Here is an 18,565-nt window from a genome sequence, read left to right as displayed (position 1 = left end):
AATGCCACAAGCTCAAACGGCGATTGTGCCTGAAGCAGGACCATTTGCACTTTACACTCAGTTAAAGGTGAACCAAAACCGTGAAAATGTTTTGGCAAAACTAAAAGCGCTACCTGAGTTAGTCAACGAGCTCAATGCGAATCAACCAGGTGCAGATCTAACGATTTCTATCGCATTCACTAAGGCTTTCTGGCAGCACCTAAACATGCAAATGCCAGACGAGTTGATTGATTTCCGTCAGTTAGGAGAAGGCGACATCATCGCACCAGCCACAGACGTCGATGTTCTGATCCACTGTCACTCCACACGTCACGACTTGCACTTCTACGTTCTGCGTAAGTTCCTAGTTGATACTGCCGAAGACGTAACCGTTGTTGATGAGACATACGGCTACCGTTACCTAGATGCTCGTGACATGACAGACTTTATCGACGGAACAGAAAACCCGAAAGGCGACGCTCGTGCAGATGTTGCCTTGATCAAAGATGGCGCGTTCGCTGGCGGTAGTTACGTGATGGTGCAGCGCTTTGAACACAATCTTCCAGCATGGAACCGTCTGAGTGTCTCTGCTCAAGAGAAAGTGATTGGTCGTACTAAACCAGATTCTGTTGAACTAGAAGACGTACCAGCGGCATCACACGTTGGTCGTGTAGACATTAAAGAAGAAGGCAAGGGCCTTAAGATTGTTCGTCACAGCTTGCCATACGGTACCGCGACTGGCGCACATGGTCTTCTGTTCATCTCTTACTGCAACACTATCCACAACATCAAAGTGATGCTTGAAAGCATGTACGGTGTGACGGATGGTAAGACTGACCAACTGCTTCGTTTTACTAAAGCGGTAACAGGTGCTTACTTCTTCGCTCCTTCACAAGTAATGCTAGCGGAATTGGCAGTTAAGTAATACTCTTCAACGCTTTTCAAGCCCTCCATCTCGGAGGGCTTTTGTTTTCCATTTTTCTTTGTTCTATTTACTTTTAAAAAATCACTAAACCTTTGCTGAATGTGGTCGATAAACATACAAAGCCTTAATTTTGGACCCATTATTCGTGGCGATCACTGTTAATACCAATGTGGCAGCGCTTGTCGCACAGCGTCATTTGACCAGTGCAACGGACATGCTGAACCAATCCATGGAGCGTTTGTCTTCAGGGAGGCGTATTAACAGCGCAAAAGATGACGCTGCGGGTCTACAAATTTCTAACCGCTTGCAATCACAAATGCGCGGTATAGATGTCGCGGTGCGTAATGCGAACGATGGCATCTCCATCATGCAAACTGCGGAAGGCGCGATGAATGAAGTGACCAACATCATGCAACGTATGCGTGATTTGTCGCTTCAGTCGGCCAATGGCTCAAACAGCCAGGCGGAGCGTACTGCGCTGCAAGAAGAAGTCACCGCATTGAACGATGAGTTAAACCGCATTGCAGAAACGACATCCTTTGGTGGGCGCAAACTACTTAATGGCAGTTTCGGTCAATCATCGTTTCAAATTGGCGCTGCTTCTGGTGAGGCGGTTCAGGTTGAATTGAAGTCGATGCGTACCGATGGTATCGAGATGGGCGGCTTTAGTTACGTCGCGAATGGGCGTACAAGTTCTGATTGGAAGGTAAAAGACGGTGCTATTGAACTGAGCATGTCATTCACTAACCGCTTGGGTGAAACAGAATCCATTCAAATCAATGCGAAAGCAGGCGATGATATTGAAGAGCTTGCTACGTATATTAATGGTCAAACGGATAAAGTCACAGCATCCGTGAATGAACAAGGGCAGTTGCAACTCTTTATGGCAGGTGCAGAAACGTCGGGCACAATTGCTTTTTCTGGTGATTTAGCAAGTGAACTGGGTTTGCAGCTAAAAAGTTACGACGCGGTCGATAGTCTCGACATTACTTCTGTAGGGGGAGCACAACAGGCGGTTGCGGTGTTAGATACGGCTATGAAGTATGTAGACACCAATCGCGCAGAGTTAGGTGCGTATCAAAACCGCTTTATTCATGCGATCAGTAATCTGGATAACATTCACGAGAATCTCGCCACCTCGAACAGCCGCATTCAAGATACCGACTACGCCAAAGAAACCACGCACATGGTGAAGCAGCAGATCTTGCAACAAGTCAGCACCACGATTCTTGCACAAGCAAAACAGGCGCCAAACCTAGCACTTACGCTACTGGGTTAATAAATTACGTGACGTGATTTCTACGCGAAACAGCCTGTATCGACAATTCCAAACGAAGCTTTAGCAAAAAAAGAACGTTTCTTTGCTTTTTTATCCGCTTCATCACGATTTGCCTGCCAAACAAATTATTTTCAAAAAAATCTTAAACTTTTCCTAAAGAAACCATGAACTGCGCCGTTAATAAAAATAACTTTGAGAGAACTACTTGGTTTTCCGAGACGTCGGAAACCGCACCATCGGAAAATCAATTGGAGAAATCACCATGGCAGTGAATGTAAACACAAACGTATCAGCAATGACCGCTCAGCGTTACCTAAATAGCGCAAACTCAGCACAACAAACGTCAATGGAACGTTTGTCTTCAGGTTCAAAAATCAACAGCGCAAAAGATGACGCTGCGGGTCTTCAAATTTCGAACCGCTTGAATGTACAAAGTCGTGGTCTTGATGTGGCGGTTCGTAACGCGAACGACGGCATCTCTATTGCACAAACGGCTGAAGGTGCAATGAATGAGACAACCAACATTCTGCAACGCATGCGTGATCTTTCTCTACAATCGGCAAACGGCTCAAACTCAAAAGCAGAGCGTGTTGCGATTCAAGAAGAAGTAACGGCACTAAACGACGAGCTCAACCGTATCGCTGAAACTACTTCTTTTGGTGGCAACAAGCTACTAAACGGCACGCATGGTTCTAAGTCTTTCCAAATCGGTGCAGACAACGGCGAAGCAGTGATGCTTGAGCTGAAAGACATGCGTTCAGACAACAAAATGATGGGTGGCTTGAGCTACCAAGCAGAAAACGGTAAAGACAAAAACTGGAATGTAGCTGAGGGTAAAAACGACCTTAAAATCAGCCTAAAAGACAGCTTTGGTCAAGAGCAAGAAATCAACATCAACGCGAAAGCGGGCGATGACATCGAAGAGCTAGCAACCTACATCAACGGCCAAACTGACCTAGTAAAAGCATCAGTAGACCAAGACGGTAAACTGCAATTTTTTGCGGGTAACAACAAAGTTGACGGTGAAGTGTCTTTCTCTGGCGCCCTATCTGGTGAGCTAGGCTTCGGTGAAGCGAAGAACGTAACAGTAGATACGATTGACGTAACATCCGTTGGTGGTGCGCAGGAATCTGTGGCTATCATTGATGCGGCACTAAAATACGTAGACAGCCACCGTGCAGAGCTAGGTGCTTTCCAAAACCGTTTCAATCACGCAATCAACAACCTAGACAACATCAATGAGAACGTGAATGCGTCGAAGAGCCGTATCAAAGATACCGACTTCGCAAAAGAAACGACTCAAATGACTAAGTCACAAATTTTATCGCAAGCGTCAAGCTCTATCCTTGCGCAAGCGAAACAAGCGCCAAACTCAGCGTTAAGTCTACTAGGCTAATTTGCCCAGTAAGAGAACCCCATTCGCTCGTGGTGAGAGATGAGCGAGTAAACCCAGCTTCGGCTGGGTATTTTCTGCTTGAACACAGAGTGAGTATTTCTTTTGTGAGCTAGGGCTGTTTGAGCTGCATCACACTTCAGTAAGTGACAGAAAATAATCACAAAAAAATAAATTTTTTGTCTAAAGGATATGGATTGATTGCCGTTAAAGGGATTGAGAGAAATAAGATGTACCTAAGTGAGGTGAGAGACACGACGGTGCATCAATCAAAGCCTTAAGGAGATCAACTATGGCGATTAACGTTAATACTAACGTTTCTGCGATGACCGCACAGCGTTACCTAAACCAAGCGGCTGAAGGTCAACAAAAATCAATGGAGCGTTTGTCTTCGGGTTATAAAATCAATAGCGCGAAAGATGATGCTGCAGGTCTACAAATTTCTAACCGTTTGAACGCGCAAAGCCGTGGCCTAGACATGGCGGTAAAAAATGCGAACGACGGCATTTCTATTGCACAAGTAGCTGAAGGTGCAATGAATGAGTCTACCAACATCCTACAACGTATGCGTGACCTATCGCTGCAATCTGCGAACGGTTCAAACTCAAAATCAGAACGCGTAGCGATTCAAGAAGAAGTCACAGCGCTTAATGATGAATTAAACCGTATCGCTGAAACCACCTCTTTTGGTGGTAACAAACTTCTTAACGGTACTTACGGTACTCAATCTTTCCAAATCGGTGCGGACTCAGGTGAAGCAGTCATGCTGACTATGGGTAACTTGCGTTCTGATACTTCTACAATGGGTGGTAAGAGCTACGCAGCAGAAGAGGGTAAAGATGCGTCTTGGACAGTTGGTGAAAAAACTGAACTAAGCATGAAGTACACCACTAAGCTTGGTGAAGAGAAAGAACTGACGATCAACGCAAAGCAAGGCGATGATATCGAACAGCTAGCGACTTACATCAACGGTCAAAGCGAAGACGTAAAAGCGTCTGTTGGTGAAGACGGTAAGCTACAAGTATTTGCTGCTTCTCAAAAAGTAACGGGTGACGTTGAGTTCTCTGGCAACCTAGCGGGTGAAATTGGTTTTGGCAAAGCAAAAGACGTTACGGTTAAAGATATCGATGTTACCACTGTAGCGGGTTCCCAAGAAGCGGTTGCTATCATCGATGGCGCACTGAAATCAGTAGACAGCCAACGTGCGTCTCTTGGTGCGTTCCAAAATCGTTTTGGCCATGCAATCAGTAACTTAGACAACATTAACGAGAACGTTAATGCATCTAACAGCCGTATTAAAGATACTGATTACGCGAAGGAAACGACAGCAATGACTAAGTCACAAATTCTTCAGCAAGCAAGTACTTCAATCTTGGCTCAAGCAAAGCAGTCTCCATCTGCAGCGCTAAGCTTGTTGGGTTAATCGGGTCGACTCCTGCTTAGTGATTAATTCACCAAAGTGATAGACCTATTCGTTAGCCCATAAGGTGGAAGGGAGACTGTGATGGAAATATCCTCTTATGCATCGAACATCCAGCCTTACGCTACGCCGAATGGCACAAAAGTTGCAATTAAAAATGGCAATGGCATAGACACGCCTAGCACAGCAAATTCGAATGGCCATCTTTCGCCGGATAAAGCGAAGAGGGCCGCACATGATCTCTCTGTTCAAGCTGCATTAGAAATGGCGGGAAGTCGCCAAGAGCTGAACAGAGAAGAACGTGAAAAAATGGTCGCACAGATGAATGAATTTGTGAGTTCCATGAATAAAGGAGTCTCTTTTCGTGTGGATGAAGAATCTGGGCGAGACGTAGTGACGATTTACGAAGCCACAACGGGTGATGTGATACGTCAAATTCCTGATGAAGAAATGCTCGTGGTATTGCGTCGTCTAGCTGAGCACACAGCTAACAGCGGATTGTTAGTTGAAAAGGTGTAAGTCGTTTTTGAGGTGATTTGATGAGTTTAAGCCCTTTGGGGATGTCTGGTGGCATGGATATCAATTCCATGGTCAGCAAAATTGTGGATGCAGAGCGTGTACCAAAACAGCAAAGTATTAACAATGAGCGTACAAGTATTGACGCCAGCATCAGCGCTTATGGCAGACTCAGAGAATCGTTAGATACGATGAAAAGTCTCATGATGAATTTTCGTCAGGAGAAAGCCTTCGCCGCTCGCACGGTAGAGACTACAAATGACAACATCGTATCCGCCACTGCAACTACTGATGCTATCGCTGGTAAGTATGCTATCGATGTGTTGCAGCTTGCACAGAGCCACAAAGTCGCTTCTGACGTTTTGCCAGAAGACGCAAAGTTTGGACCTGGTAAGCTGCAGATTTCTCTTGGCGATGACGCCTTCGACGTTAATGTCCGCTCTAGCTATAAGCTCGTCGAGGTCGTGCGTGGAATTAACAGTGCCAAAGATAACCCTGGTGTTCGTGCTTCCCTAATTAACGATGTAGAAGGGCCGCGCCTGATCCTTACTTCAAACCTGCCAGGCAAGGACAACCAACTTAAAGTCAGTGTCGATGCCGAAGTTGGTAATCCTCTGAAACGTTTCGAATACAAGACACTGGAAGACCGCGTGAATGCGCTTGAAGAAGCTCGTGAAGCGGCAGAAGCAGTGTTAGGGCCTCTCAAAGAACCAGAACAACCAACCGATGCAGACGGCAATTCTATACCTCCTGAAGAACAAAAAGCGGCAGAGAATGCACAAGATGATGTAACGGATGAACCGATCTCTGCAGCCGGTGCCGCCGCGGCAAAAGCGGGGCAAGAAGCCATCGACAAAGCCAATCAACGCGCAAGCATGCGTTCACAAGACAGCATCCCGGGGTGGACCGAAACGGCATCAGGCACATTGCTTGATTCTTATCGCCCACCAGAGTTAGAACTGGATGAAGCGGCGATTGCTAAAGCGCCAGATGTGCCAGGTTGGAACAATACCGCATCTGGTACATTGACCGATTCTTACGTTACCACGAAAGAAGCTCAACAGCAGCTCGTACAAGAAAAAGCAGAAATCGAGCAGAAAATTGCCGCTGAAAAGCAACAGCTGGATCAAAAGGTTGAGCGCGGTGAGTTAACCGAAGAACAAGCCAAAGAGATTCATCGTTCCAAGCTAAAACCAGAAGAACGTGAACGCTTAGAAAAAATCGATGTCGCAGAAGCAAAAATTGCACATGCACAGAAATCATTTGAAGCTTATTCAGGCATGACGCAAGTTCAAGCAGGTCAGGATTCTCTGGTGATGCTAGATGGTATTGCCCAGCTTTCTAGCCACAACAACGTGATTGAAAATGCGATTGAAGGGGTGAACTTAACTCTGAAAGGCAAATCCGAAGTTGGTAAGCCGCCATCAGAAATTGGGGTGGAATATGATCGCCAAAGTGTGCGAAGCGATATTGAAACTTTCGTTGCAGCTTACAACAACTTCTATCAGACTTCGAAAGCCTTAGCGAGTGTCGATCCGACAACGGGTCAGCGAGGCCCGTTGGCTGGGGACAGTACGGTCCGCAGTGCTGATGCAAGGTTGAAGTCGGTATTCTCCACCGCGATCGATAAAGCGCCGGAAAATTTAAAGTCATTGACGGAGTTTGGTATCACCACCACACGTCAGGGCACGCTTGAAATCAACTATGACATGCTGGATCGCCAGTTGAATAACAACTTTAACGAGCTTGAGAAGTTTTTCGGTGGTAATTCCGGCTTTGCAAAACAAGTGGAAGAAGCCATTCATGGTATTACGGGCATCACCGGTAGTATCCGCACTCGAGAAAAGAGCCTAACCGAGCTGAACTACCGGCTGAATGATGACCAAGCGGCATTGGATCGCCGTATGGAAGGTTTAGAAAAACGCACCCATGCTAAGTTTGCCGCTATGCAAGATGCCACTGGCAAAATGCAAGGCCAGATCGGGGCATTGATGAACGTGCTGGGTTAATAGATGCAAAATGAACTTAGAGAAATTGCTGACATCGATCAACTAATTACGCAAGAGCTAGAAAAAGTTGACTTTAATGCTGAAGAAATTCTTCGTTTGGTCGATATCAGAGAATGCTTATTACAAGACCTGTTAGTAATGGTTCAGAGCAACCCATTAGAGAAGCAGGGACTCGAGTGGCAAGACTTGCTGACTCGCACTAAAAAAATTGTTGAGCAGATGCAATCGGAAACCTCAAATGTCGGTAAAGAGCTTTATAAGTTCCGTTATGGTCAACGTTCGCTTCAGCAGTACAAAAAATTTATTTAAAAGAGGAATACTATGCGCGGTTCTTTGCAAGCATACAAAAAGGTATCAGTCGACAGCCAGCTGAGTGCGGCTTCTCCGCACAAAGTCATCCAAATGCTGATGGCAGGTGCGATTGAACGCCTTATTCAAGGCAAAGCGGCAATGCTGGCTGGTAACATTCCAGCAAAAGGCGAGCGCCTTGGTAAAGCCTTGGATATTATTATTTCTCTTCGTAGCTGTCTTTCAATGCAAGATGGCGGCGAGATTGCATCTAACTTGGACGCACTTTATGAGTTTATGATCACGCAGATTTCTGCGGCGAACCATAAAAATGACCCTCAACCCATTGATGATGTCATTGATATCATTCGTGAAATTAAATCAGCTTGGGATCAAATTCCGGCGGAATACCACAACTTGACCGCCGCTGAGGTGGGTATTTAGCCATCTCGAATAAAGCGTTGTTTTTGACGGATTGCAAAGTCATGTAGTGAATAAAGTTACAACCAAGCTCACACCTCGATATTGCTTGGTTGCCTTATTTTTTTATTCAAATAAAATAGAAATCATTAATGGCCCTAATGGCTTTTTTTTGTTGCTAATTTCCCTATTTATCTATCGTTAATTGAGCGCAGTCCCTCCTTTCTGTTTATCAATTACGCAAATCAAGGTTTGGCCGCAACGTACCTGATACAAAGGCAATCATTCTTACTTATGCAAGGTTTGGCAAAGCTGCTTATCATTGATGACGATGTTCAGAATCGTTTAGCAATAAGCAATATATTGGAATTTGTTGGAGAAAGTTGCGAAGCTGTTAGCTCGGAGCAGTTAGGCGAACTCGATTGGTCTGGTGTTTGGGCTGGTTGTATTGTTAGCAATATTTCTGCTGGTTGGGCTTCGACAACATTAATGTCCTACCTCAAACAAGCGCACCATATTCCACTTCTTGTCATGGACTCTTTCTCCTTCCCCGTCGATGACTTACCAAACTTTGTTGGTGAATTAGAGCAACCTCTTAACTACCCGCAACTGAGCGAAGCATTACGTCACTGTAAGGACTTCCTTGGCCGCAAAGGGGAGAGTCGGGTTGCTTGCACGCGCAAGAATACCCTTTTCCGTAGCCTTGTCGGTCAAAGCCGCGGCATTCAAGAAGTCCGTCATTTGATTGAACAGGTGTCAGGGACTGATGCGAGTGTATTGATCTTAGGTGAGTCTGGCACGGGTAAAGAAGTGGTTGCACGTAACATTCATTACCATTCTAAGTATCGTAATGGTCCGTTTGTTCCAATTAACTGTGGTGCGATTCCGGCAGAGCTATTAGAAAGTGAGCTGTTTGGCCATGAGAAAGGGGCCTTTACTGGGGCGTTAACTTCTCGTAAAGGGCGTTTTGAACTCGCTGAAGGCGGCACTATTTTCTTAGATGAGATTGGCGACATGCCAATGCCTATGCAAGTCAAATTGCTGCGTGTACTGCAAGAGCGATGCTTTGAGCGCGTTGGTGGTAATACGACGATTAAAGTCAATGTTCGTGTTGTGGCCGCGACGCACCGTAATCTAGAAAACATGATCGAAGACGGTATATTTAGAGAAGATCTCTTCTACCGCCTTAATGTTTTTCCAATTGAGATGCCAGCGCTGAAAGAGCGTAAGCAAGACATTCCGTTATTACTCCAGGAGCTGATGACTCGTCTGGAAGCGGAAGGCGGTCAACCAATATGTTTTACACCTCGTGCAATCAACTCTTTAATGGAACACCATTGGCCGGGTAATGTGCGCGAGCTTGCTAATCTGGTTGAGCGTATGGTTATCTTGTACCCAAATAGTTTAGTAGATGTGAATCACCTGCCCACCAAATATCGTTACAGTGATATTCCGGAATTCCAACCAGAAAGTAACCCGTTTATTTCAGTTGAAGAGCAAGAGCGTGATGTCTTCCAAGATATTTTTTCTGAAAACTTCAGTTTTGACGATCAGAATGATCTTGACCACAACGTGAATGCGCCTCAAGGTTTACCGCCAGAAGGGGTGAACTTGAAAGAGTTATTGGCCGATCTAGAAGTGAACATGATCAGCCAAGCGCTAGAAGCACAAGGTGGTGTGGTAGCAAGAGCCGCTGACATGTTGGGCATGCGACGCACAACGTTGGTTGAGAAAATGCGCAAATATAATCTGCAGCGCTAGTGCTCTCATTTCTATTTCAAGCCCGCCAATTAAGCGGGCTTTGTCATTTTTACTGACAATAAAAGGACGCTTTTCTTAGTGTCAACTTCTTGTCTGTACCCTAACTCTATGATAAATATTAAAAATAGCTTGGTACGCTAATTGCTTGCCAAGCTGTTTGTTTTTTAATGGCGACATTTCGATAGGCAGTTAATGGACAATAACACCAACCAATCCCATTTAGATTCAGTAGAGAGTCAAGTAGAGCGTTACAAGCAAGTCTTGGATGTGATGCCTGCTGGTGTGATTTTGCTTGATACGCATGGTGTTGTGCGTGAAGCGAATCCAGAAGCGCATCGAATTCTTGAGATTCCACTGGTCAACGAGAAATGGTTCACCATTATTCAAGCGGCTTTTGATCCGCGTGAGGATGACGGCCACGAAGTTTCACTGCGCAATGGTCGCAAAGTGCGTTTGGCGATATCCGCGTCGACAACGGGCCAGCTTATCCTCATCACGGATTTAACGGAAACGCGTCTATTGCAAGCACGAGTCAGTGACTTGCAACGTTTGTCCTCATTGGGGCGTATGGTGGCATCATTGGCTCACCAAGTAAGAACGCCACTATCGAGTGCAATGCTTTATGCCTCTAATTTAGGCGCGCCAAATCTTCCACCGACAACAAAAGATCGATTTCAAAGCAAATTAATGGATCGACTGCACGATTTGGAAAAGCAGGTGAATGATATGCTGCTTTTTGCCAAAGGTGGTGATAATAAAGTCATTAAACCATTTAACATTGCCCAGCTTGTGGCGGAATATCAGCCAATGGTAGAAGCCGCGCTGAAGAACAACCACATCGATTACTGCCTAGAAGTTGAAGAAGAGCAAACTGAATTGTTGGGCAACGCCAACGCCATTGCTTCAGCGCTGAGCAACTTAGTGATGAACGCGATTCAGATGTCTGGCAAAGAATCTCAAATTGATGTCTTTTTCCGTCCGGTAAATGATGAGTTGCGTATTTCTGTACAAGACAGCGGCCCGGGCGTACCAAAAGAACTGCAAGCCAAAATTATGGAGCCATTTTTTACCACCCGTTCTCAAGGTACTGGATTGGGACTCGCTGTGGTCCAAATGGTCTGCCGTGCCCATGACGGTCGATTGGAACTTATTTCAGAGCAGGGCGATGGAGCCTGCTTTACCATGTGCATTCCGCTAGAGCGAGTGCAAGCAGATACTGGAGAATCATAATGGCGCAAAGCAAAGTGCTGATCGTAGAAGACGATGAAGGTCTTCGTGAAGCCCTAGTGGATACTCTGGCTCTGGCAGGGTATGAGTGGTTAGAAGCGGATTGTGCCGAAGACGCTTTGGTGAAACTGAAGTCGAACACGGTGGACATCGTCGTTTCTGATGTACAAATGGCAGGGATGGGCGGCTTAGCGCTGTTACGTAATATCAAACAGAATTGGCCAAATCTGCCCGTGTTGCTGATGACGGCATACGCCAATATCGAAGATGCGGTTTCGGCCATGAAAGAAGGTGCGATTGATTACATGGCGAAACCATTTGCACCAGAAGTGTTGCTGAACATGGTAAGCCGTTATGCACCAATTAAGAGTGACGATAATGGTGATGCCATCGTGGCCGATGAAAAAAGCCTGCGCTTGCTTGCTCTGGCAGATAAAGTCGCACGTACTGATGCTAACGTGATGATCTTGGGACCGAGCGGCTCGGGTAAAGAGGTAATGTCGCGTTATATCCACAACGCTTCTAACCGTAAAGGTGGCCCGTTCGTTGCCATCAACTGTGCTGCGATTCCTGACAACATGTTGGAAGCGACCTTATTTGGTTATGAAAAAGGGGCATTTACTGGCGCGGTACAAGCGTGTCCGGGTAAATTTGAGCAAGCTCAGGGCGGCACGATCTTGTTGGATGAAATCAGTGAAATGGATCTTAGCCTACAAGCGAAGCTTCTACGCGTATTGCAAGAACGTGAAGTGGAGCGCCTTGGTAGTCGCAAGAGCATCAAACTGGATGTACGCGTGTTAGCGACCAGTAACCGCGATCTTAAGCAATATGTCTCGCAAGGTAATTTCCGAGAGGACTTGTACTATCGTCTGAATGTTTTCCCAATCTCATGGCCAGCGTTGTGTGAGCGTAAAGGCGACATCACGCAGCTTGCCAAACATCTCGCTGAGCGTCATTGCAGCAAGATGGGAATGCCAGTACCTCAGTTCTCAGCGATTGCGTTAGATAAGCTGCTGCAATACACATGGCCGGGTAACGTCCGTGAACTGGATAACGTGGTTCAGCGTGCATTGATTTTAAGTGAAAACGGTGACATTGATGCAGAACACATTTTGCTAGAAGGTGTAGATTGGCAAGACGCAAACAGCCTGCAATATGTTGTACAGAATGCTGAGACACTGGTGCCTGATGTCAAACCCGTGGCAATGGTGGAGTCATCAGTTAGCCGTGTTGCAGCGGGCAGTGAAGGGCTTGGTGGTGAACTGCGTGATCAAGAGTACGCCATCATTCTTGAAACGCTGATCGAATGTAATGGCCGTCGCAAAGAGATGGCGGAGAAGCTAGGGATCAGTCCGCGAACACTGCGTTATAAACTGGCCAAAATGCGTGACGCCGGTATCGATATTCCAGCGTAGTAGCCACACGCATAGCCATAAGACAAAAGTGTGGGTACACTATAACACTATTGTCTTATGGCACAGTAATTGCTGTGTCAAAATTAGGTTTTATTTATAGTCAAACATTTGGCTTAGAGGTGATAATGAAAGTTGATGGTATTCAAGCAGAAATGCGCGCCATGATGGTAGATGCGGCGAGTACCGCTCCTACTGCAACCGGTGCAAAAGTTGGCGAAGATTTTGGTGATCTCCTAACTAAAGCTATCAATAACGTTAACTCACTGCAAAAATCATCGGGCGATCTCCAAACGCGCTTTGACCGAGGCGATGCCGATGTTTCCCTGTCTGATGTGATGATCGCACGTAACAAATCTAGTGTTGCTTTCGAAGCCACTGTTCAAATCCGCAATAAGCTCGTCGAGGCCTACAAAGACCTCATGAACATGCCGGTGTAATTTAGGTAATAAGAGTGGCAGACAAGTCTACAGATTTAACCGTCACCGGTGGTGGCTCTGACGGTACATTGATTGCGAATTCCGATCTGGATATGGAGAGCCAAAATCCAGATCTTGAAGAACGCAGTGCATCAAAATTTGATATGGCCGTGGGTGATCTCGACTTACTTCGACAAGTCGTACTCGTATTGTCTATCTCTATTTGTGTCGCATTAATCGTGATGTTGTTCTTCTGGGTTAAAGAGCCTGAAATGCGCCCTCTTGGCGTATACGAGACCGAAGAACTGATCCCCGTGCTAGATTATCTCGATCAGCAAAAAATCAACTACAAGCTTGACGGTAATAATGTGTCAGTTGAGTCGAGTGAATACAACTCGATCAAGCTTGGCATGGTGCGCGCAGGCGTCAATAAAGCGACCGAAGCGGGCGATGACATTCTGCTACAAGACATGGGCTTTGGCGTGTCGCAGCGCCTGGAGCAAGAGCGACTTAAGCTGAGTCGTGAGCGACAACTTGCTCAGGCCATCGAAGAGATGAAACAAGTGCGGAAAGCGCGAGTGTTACTGGCTTTGCCAAAACACAGTGTTTTCGTACGTCACAACCAAGAAGCATCGGCGTCGGTATTCTTAACCTTGTCTACAGGGGCAAACCTAAAGCAACAAGAAGTGGATTCGATTGTTGATATGGTGGCCAGTGCCGTCCCGGGCATGAAGACATCACGTATCACCGTGACAGATCAACACGGCCGTCTGCTTAGCTCAGGTTCGCAAGATCCTGCTTCTGCCGCTCGTCGTAAAGAGCAAGAGCTAGAACGCAGCCAAGAACAGGCGCTACGTGAAAAAATTGATTCCGTTCTTTTGCCTATTCTTGGTTTTGGTAACTACACTGCGCAAGTCGATATTCAGATGGATTTCAGTGCGGTAGAGCAAACGCGTAAGCGCTTCGATCCAAATACACCAGCAACGCGAAGTGAATACGCACTAGAAGATTACAACAACGGCAATATGGTTGCGGGCATCCCTGGCGCGTTGAGCAACCAACCGCCTGCGGATGCATCGATTCCACAAGATGTGGCACAGATGAAAGATGGCTCGGTTTTGGGCCAAGGCTCGGTGCGTAAAGAATCCACACGCAACTTTGAACTCGATACCACCATTAGCCATGAACGCAAACAGACGGGAACCGTGGCGCGCCAAACCGTATCTGTTGCGATCAAAGAGCATCGTCAAGTGAACCCTGATACGGGGGAAGTGACGCATACAGCAATGTCAGAGTCTGAAATTAATGCGATTCGTCAGGTGCTTATTGGTGCGGTTGGCTTTGATCAAACCCGTGGCGATTTGCTTAACGTATTGAGTGTGAAATTTGCTGAACCTGAAATGGAGCAGATGATCGACCCACCAATTTGGGAGCACCCGAACTTCAATGACTGGGTTCGCTGGTTTGCGAGTGCGTTGGTGATCATCGTCGTCGTTCTTGTTCTGGTTCGTCCGGCGCTGAAAAAACTGCTTAACCCAGCAAGTGGCGATGAAGACGAAATCTACGGGCCTGATGGTCTGCCAATTGGTGCGAATGGTGAAACCAGCTTAATTGGTAGTGATATTGAAAGTAGTGAATTGTTTGAATTTGGCACAAGCATTGATCTGCCGAACCTTCATAAAGATGAAGATGTATTGAAAGCGGTGCGAGCGCTTGTTGCCAATGAGCCTGAACTTGCCGCACAAGTAGTGAAAAACTGGATGAATGACAATGGCTAACGATATCGTAGCGCAAAATGATAACGGCGTGGGTCTGCCGGTAGACTTTGATGCATCAACCATTACGGGAGACGAGAAAGCGGCGATTTTGCTATTGAGTCTGAATGAGCAAGATGCGGCAGGTATCATACGCCATCTAGAGCCCAAACAGGTTCAGCGTGTGGGTAGCGCAATGGCAAAGGCGAAAGATCTTAGCCAAGACAAAGTTTCGGCGGTGCATCGTGCATTTTTGGAAGACATCCAGAAATACACTAACATTGGTATGGGCAGCGAAGACTTTATGCGTAATACACTTATCGCAGCCCTAGGTGAAGACAAAGCAAATAACTTAGTTGACCAAATTCTATTGGGTACCGGTTCCAAAGGCCTAGACTCATTAAAATGGATGGACCCACGTCAAGTGGCGAGCATCATTGTTAACGAACACCCGCAAATTCAGACCATTGTCTTGTCCTATTTGGAGGCCGACCAGTCGGCAGAAATCCTTTCTCAGTTTCCGGAGCGTGTGCGTCTGGATTTGATGATGCGTATTGCCAACCTAGAAGAAGTTCAGCCATCTGCTCTAGCAGAGCTGAACGAAATCATGGAAAAACAGTTTGCTGGTCAAGCGGGGGCTCAAGCGGCTAAGATTGGCGGCCTGAAGGCAGCAGCAGAAATTATGAATTACCTAGACAACAACGTCGAAGGTATCTTGATGGATCAAATCCGCGATCAAGACGAAGACATGGCGACACAAATTCAAGATTTGATGTTTGTCTTCGATAACTTGATCGAAGTGGACGATCAGGGTATTCAGAAGTTGCTGCGTGACGTGCCACAAGACATTCTACAACGTGCACTTAAAGGTGCGGATGAATCACTACGTGAGAAAGTCTTGAGGAACATGTCTAAGCGTGCTGCTGAGATGATGCGCGACGATATCGAAGCGATGCCACCAGTTCGTGTGGCCGATGTAGAAGCGGCTCAGAAAGAAATTCTAGCCATTGCTCGTCGTATGGCAGACGCTGGCGACCTCATGTTGTCTGGCGGCGCAGACGAATTCTTATAATCCTCCTTAGCGCTTTTCATTGTATTGAAGAGCGCTGATTTCCCTCTGTTATAACAAGCAAACGGTAGACTAATCATGGTTGGCGATAGAAAACGTGGATTTATCCGTCCTGATGAAGATGATGCGATGATCGAACCGCAACGCTGGGGTTTGCCAGATTACGGTGAGCCAAAAGCGAAACAAGCCAAAGAAACTGCGTTTAACTACGACCCTGGTTGGGTGCCGAATTTCGATGAACCGGAAGAAGAACAACCTCTTGAACTCACGGAAGAGCAAATCGAACTGATTAAGCAAGGCGCTTATCAAGAAGGCTTATATCAAGGGCAAGAAGCGGGGTTCAAGCAGGGATACGACAAAGGCAAAGAAGAAGGCATACAGGCCGGTCACGCTGAAGGTTTAGAGCAGGGTAAGGCAGAAGGAGTAACAGCGGGGCAAGAGTATATCCAGCAGCAAGTAGAGACATTTTTGAATCTTGCTAACCAGTTTGCACAACCTTTGGAGCTGATGAATGCTCAGGTAGAAAAGCAACTGGTGGACATGGTGCTCTGTCTCGTTAAAGAAGTCGTGCATGTCGAAGTGCAGACCAACCCTCAGATTATTCTCGATACGGTGAAGCAATCGGTCGAAGCGTTGCCAATCTCTGGCCACCCAATTACGCTGCATTTAAATCCAGATGATGTTGCGATTATCCGTTCGGCTTATGGTCAAGAAGAGCTTGATTGTCGTAACTGGACATTGGTTGCAGAGCCAGCACTGAATCGTGGCGATTTACAAATTTCGGCCGGTGAATCGAGTATTAACTATCGCATGGAAGAGCGCGTGAAAAGCGTGCTAAACAGCTTCTGTGGCGCAAACCGCCATCAAGGGAGCGAGTAACCGATGCAAGCCTTAGCCGACCGTTTAAAAAACTACAAAGTAGAAGGCTTAACCACGCGTCCCGTTGCGTCTGGCAAGCTAGTGCGTGTAGTCGGCTTGACGCTAGAGGCGACGGGCTGTCGCGCACCGATTGGCAGTTTGTGTTTAGTTGAAACTATGTCCGGTCATATGGAAGCGGAAGTGGTGGGCTTTTCCGGTGATAACCTATTCTTGATGCCGAGTGAACAGATCACGGGCATTCTCCCAGGTGCAAAAGTGACACCTTTGACCAGCGAAGCGGGATTGCCCGTTGGGATGGAACTGCTTGGCCGCGTCATTGATGGTGTAGGGAATCCACTCGATGGCCTCGGCCCCATCTACACTGAGCATCGCGCGTCTTTTAACGCAGACCCGATAAATCCGTTGTCGCGTAAACCGATTTCTGAACCTTTGGATGTGGGGTTAAAAGCGATCAACGGTTTGCTCACGGTGGGTAAAGGCCAGCGTATCGGCCTTTTTGCCGGCTCTGGTGTGGGTAAATCGGTCACATTAGGCATGATGACTCGAGGCACTACCGCGCAGGTGGTCGTGGTGGGCTTGATTGGTGAACGTGGACGAGAAGTTAAAGAGTTCATTGAAGATATTTTGGGTGAAGATGGACGTCGTCGTTCCGTTGTTGTCGCCGCACCAGCAGATGCTTCCCCTTTGATGCGTTTAAAAGGTTGCCAGACAGCACTGACCATCGCTGAGTATTTCCGTGACCAAGGCTTAGATGTTTTATTATTGATGGATTCACTCACCCGCTTTGCTCAAGCGCAACGTGAAATTGCCTTATCAGTGGGTGAACCGCCTGCAACGAAAGGTTATCCGCCATCGGTATTTGCTAAGTTACCAGCGCTGGTGGAGCGTGCGGGTAACGGCAGTCCAGAGCAAGGCTCGATCACGGCATTTTTCACCGTACTAACCGAGGGTGACGATCTTCAGGACCCGATTGCGGATGCATCCCGCGCGATTCTCGACGGTCACATCGTGTTGTCGCGTGAAATGGCTGATGCAGGTCATTACCCCGCGATTGATGTTGAAAAGTCGGTCAGTCGTGTTATGCCGCAAATCACCACAGAAGAGCACGTGTTAATGTCGAAAGCGGTGCGTCAGGTATTGTCGATTTGTCGTAAAAACCAAGATTTGGTCTCGATTGGAGCCTATAAGCCAGGTACCGATCCGGCTATCGACAGTGCATTTACGTTAAAACCGAGGTTAGACGATTACTTGCAACAGCGCATGAAAGAATCGGTGCCATACGACATGTGTGTCAACATGCTAAAAAGCATTTTGGGTGGGTAATAGCGTATGGAAAACGCCATGGAGTTTCTGCTTGAGCAGTCGAAAGAACGAGAAGACCAAGCGGTATTAGCCCTTAACAAAGCGCGAACCGAACTAGAGGATTACTACCGTCAAGTTGAGCAGATCGAAAAATACCGCCTTGATTACTGCCATCAATTGGTTGACCGAGGAATGGCGGGATTAACGGCAAGCCAATATGGTCATTTAAATCGGTTTCTTACTCAGTTAGATGAAACACTTTCTAAGCAGAAACAAGCCGAAAGCCATTTCAAAAACCAAGTCCAAAACTGTCAAGACTATTGGTTGAATATGCGTAAAGAGCGCATGTCTTACGAATGGATGATAGAAAAGCGCGCCAAAGAGAAGCAGCAAGCCGAAGCAAAAAAAGAGCAAAAGCAGATGGATGAATTCTCGACGCTGCTCTATAGTCGCCAAAAAATCCAGTTTTAATCCCATTGCTCTGGCCTGAGCACACCATGATTAGTGGCGGTC

Annotated in this window: 17 protein-coding genes; all 17 read left to right on the top strand. The window is 46.7% G+C overall.

Translation table 11 applies throughout. The annotated features are described in order from the left end of the window. Nucleotide 1 precedes the first annotated feature (1 nt). Nucleotides 2-904 (top strand): Dyp-type peroxidase, encoded by a 903-nt coding sequence (locus AK966_RS02165; protein WP_099079754.1) that lies wholly within the window; start codon nt 2-4, stop codon nt 902-904. A 145-nt stretch (nt 905-1,049) separates the two neighbouring features. After that, nucleotides 1,050-2,183: a flagellin gene (locus AK966_RS02160; RefSeq protein WP_119463452.1), complete on the top strand. Its 1,134-nt coding sequence runs from the start codon at nt 1,050-1,052 to the stop codon at nt 2,181-2,183. 262 nt (nt 2,184-2,445) lie between these two features. Then, nucleotides 2,446-3,579: a flagellin gene (locus AK966_RS02150; protein WP_099079756.1), complete on the top strand. Its 1,134-nt coding sequence runs from the start codon at nt 2,446-2,448 to the stop codon at nt 3,577-3,579. Between the two features lie 289 nt (nt 3,580-3,868). Then, nucleotides 3,869-4,999: a flagellin gene (locus tag AK966_RS02145; protein WP_119463451.1), complete on the top strand. Its 1,131-nt coding sequence runs from the start codon at nt 3,869-3,871 to the stop codon at nt 4,997-4,999. 81 nt (nt 5,000-5,080) lie between these two features. Then, complete coding sequence (gene flaG, locus AK966_RS02140; RefSeq protein WP_099079758.1) at nt 5,081-5,515, top strand: flagellar protein FlaG; 435 nt, start codon at nt 5,081-5,083, stop codon at nt 5,513-5,515. 20 nt (nt 5,516-5,535) lie between these two features. After that, nucleotides 5,536-7,521, top strand: coding sequence for a flagellar filament capping protein FliD (fliD, locus tag AK966_RS02135; protein WP_119463450.1), 1,986 nt, complete (start codon nt 5,536-5,538; stop codon nt 7,519-7,521). 3 nt (nt 7,522-7,524) lie between these two features. Beyond that, entirely contained in the window at nt 7,525-7,830 is a 306-nt protein-coding gene (locus AK966_RS02130; RefSeq protein WP_119463449.1) for a flagellar protein FliT, read from the top strand. 12 nt (nt 7,831-7,842) lie between these two features. After that, nucleotides 7,843-8,253: a flagellar export chaperone FliS gene (gene fliS / locus AK966_RS02125; protein ID WP_099079761.1), complete on the top strand. Its 411-nt coding sequence runs from the start codon at nt 7,843-7,845 to the stop codon at nt 8,251-8,253. Between the two features lie 270 nt (nt 8,254-8,523). Next, nucleotides 8,524-9,990 (top strand): sigma-54 dependent transcriptional regulator, encoded by a 1,467-nt coding sequence (locus tag AK966_RS02120; protein WP_119463448.1) that lies wholly within the window; start codon nt 8,524-8,526, stop codon nt 9,988-9,990. A 192-nt stretch (nt 9,991-10,182) separates the two neighbouring features. Further along, nucleotides 10,183-11,220: a PAS domain-containing sensor histidine kinase gene (locus AK966_RS02115; protein WP_099079763.1), complete on the top strand. Its 1,038-nt coding sequence runs from the start codon at nt 10,183-10,185 to the stop codon at nt 11,218-11,220. Next, nucleotides 11,220-12,632, top strand: a complete 1,413-nt coding sequence (locus tag AK966_RS02110) for a sigma-54 dependent transcriptional regulator (RefSeq protein ID WP_119463447.1) — start codon at nt 11,220-11,222, stop codon at nt 12,630-12,632. Before AK966_RS02115 ends, AK966_RS02110 begins: the two co-directional genes overlap by 1 nt. 125 nt (nt 12,633-12,757) lie before the next feature. Beyond that, entirely contained in the window at nt 12,758-13,069 is a 312-nt protein-coding gene (gene fliE, locus AK966_RS02105; RefSeq protein WP_099079765.1) for a flagellar hook-basal body complex protein FliE, read from the top strand. 14 nt (nt 13,070-13,083) lie between these two features. Beyond that, nucleotides 13,084-14,826 carry a flagellar basal-body MS-ring/collar protein FliF gene (fliF, locus tag AK966_RS02100; RefSeq protein WP_119463446.1) on the top strand — a complete coding sequence of 581 codons (1,743 nt, stop codon included), beginning with the start codon at nt 13,084-13,086 and terminating at the stop codon, nt 14,824-14,826. Beyond that, on the top strand, nt 14,819-15,874 hold the full coding sequence (fliG, locus tag AK966_RS02095; RefSeq protein ID WP_099079767.1) for a flagellar motor switch protein FliG: 1,056 nt from the start codon (nt 14,819-14,821) through the stop codon (nt 15,872-15,874). The genes fliF and fliG overlap by 8 nt, the downstream gene beginning before the upstream one ends. Nucleotides 15,875-15,949: 75 nt before the next feature. Continuing rightward, nucleotides 15,950-16,750: a flagellar assembly protein FliH gene (gene fliH / locus AK966_RS02090; protein ID WP_119463445.1), complete on the top strand. Its 801-nt coding sequence runs from the start codon at nt 15,950-15,952 to the stop codon at nt 16,748-16,750. Nucleotides 16,751-16,753: 3 nt separating this feature from the next. Beyond that, nucleotides 16,754-18,073 carry a flagellar protein export ATPase FliI gene (fliI, locus tag AK966_RS02085; RefSeq protein ID WP_099079769.1) on the top strand — a complete coding sequence of 440 codons (1,320 nt, stop codon included), beginning with the start codon at nt 16,754-16,756 and terminating at the stop codon, nt 18,071-18,073. A 6-nt stretch (nt 18,074-18,079) separates the two neighbouring features. Beyond that, the gene (gene fliJ, locus AK966_RS02080; protein ID WP_099079770.1) at nt 18,080-18,523 is read left to right on the top strand and encodes a flagellar export protein FliJ; all 444 of its coding nucleotides are present in this window, start codon (nt 18,080-18,082) and stop codon (nt 18,521-18,523) included. The last annotated feature ends 42 nt before the right edge of the window (nt 18,524-18,565 follow it).

This window comes from Vibrio sp. PID23_8 (assembly GCF_003584965.1).
Classification (GTDB): Bacteria; Pseudomonadota; Gammaproteobacteria; order Enterobacterales; family Vibrionaceae; genus Vibrio.
This window is presented reverse-complemented; position numbering and strand designations above follow the sequence as displayed.

Bases quoted from the DNA above. Each gene is read 5' to 3' on its own strand.
- AK966_RS02165 (WP_099079754.1), top strand. From the start codon at position 2: ATGCCACAAGCTCAAACGGCGATTGTGCCTGAAGCAGGACCATTTGCA.
- AK966_RS02150 (WP_099079756.1), top strand. From the start codon at position 2,446: ATGGCAGTGAATGTAAACACAAACGTATCAGCAATGACCGCTCAGCGT.
- AK966_RS02145 (WP_119463451.1), top strand. From the start codon at position 3,869: ATGGCGATTAACGTTAATACTAACGTTTCTGCGATGACCGCACAGCGT.
- flaG (WP_099079758.1), top strand. From the start codon at position 5,081: ATGGAAATATCCTCTTATGCATCGAACATCCAGCCTTACGCTACGCCG.
- fliD (WP_119463450.1), top strand. From the start codon at position 5,536: ATGAGTTTAAGCCCTTTGGGGATGTCTGGTGGCATGGATATCAATTCC.
- AK966_RS02130 (WP_119463449.1), top strand. From the start codon at position 7,525: ATGCAAAATGAACTTAGAGAAATTGCTGACATCGATCAACTAATTACG.
- fliS (WP_099079761.1), top strand. From the start codon at position 7,843: ATGCGCGGTTCTTTGCAAGCATACAAAAAGGTATCAGTCGACAGCCAG.
- AK966_RS02120 (WP_119463448.1), top strand. From the start codon at position 8,524: ATGCAAGGTTTGGCAAAGCTGCTTATCATTGATGACGATGTTCAGAAT.
- AK966_RS02115 (WP_099079763.1), top strand. From the start codon at position 10,183: ATGGACAATAACACCAACCAATCCCATTTAGATTCAGTAGAGAGTCAA.
- AK966_RS02110 (WP_119463447.1), top strand. From the start codon at position 11,220: ATGGCGCAAAGCAAAGTGCTGATCGTAGAAGACGATGAAGGTCTTCGT.
- fliE (WP_099079765.1), top strand. From the start codon at position 12,758: ATGAAAGTTGATGGTATTCAAGCAGAAATGCGCGCCATGATGGTAGAT.
- fliG (WP_099079767.1), top strand. From the start codon at position 14,819: ATGGCTAACGATATCGTAGCGCAAAATGATAACGGCGTGGGTCTGCCG.
- fliH (WP_119463445.1), top strand. From the start codon at position 15,950: ATGGTTGGCGATAGAAAACGTGGATTTATCCGTCCTGATGAAGATGAT.
- fliI (WP_099079769.1), top strand. From the start codon at position 16,754: ATGCAAGCCTTAGCCGACCGTTTAAAAAACTACAAAGTAGAAGGCTTA.
- fliJ (WP_099079770.1), top strand. From the start codon at position 18,080: ATGGAAAACGCCATGGAGTTTCTGCTTGAGCAGTCGAAAGAACGAGAA.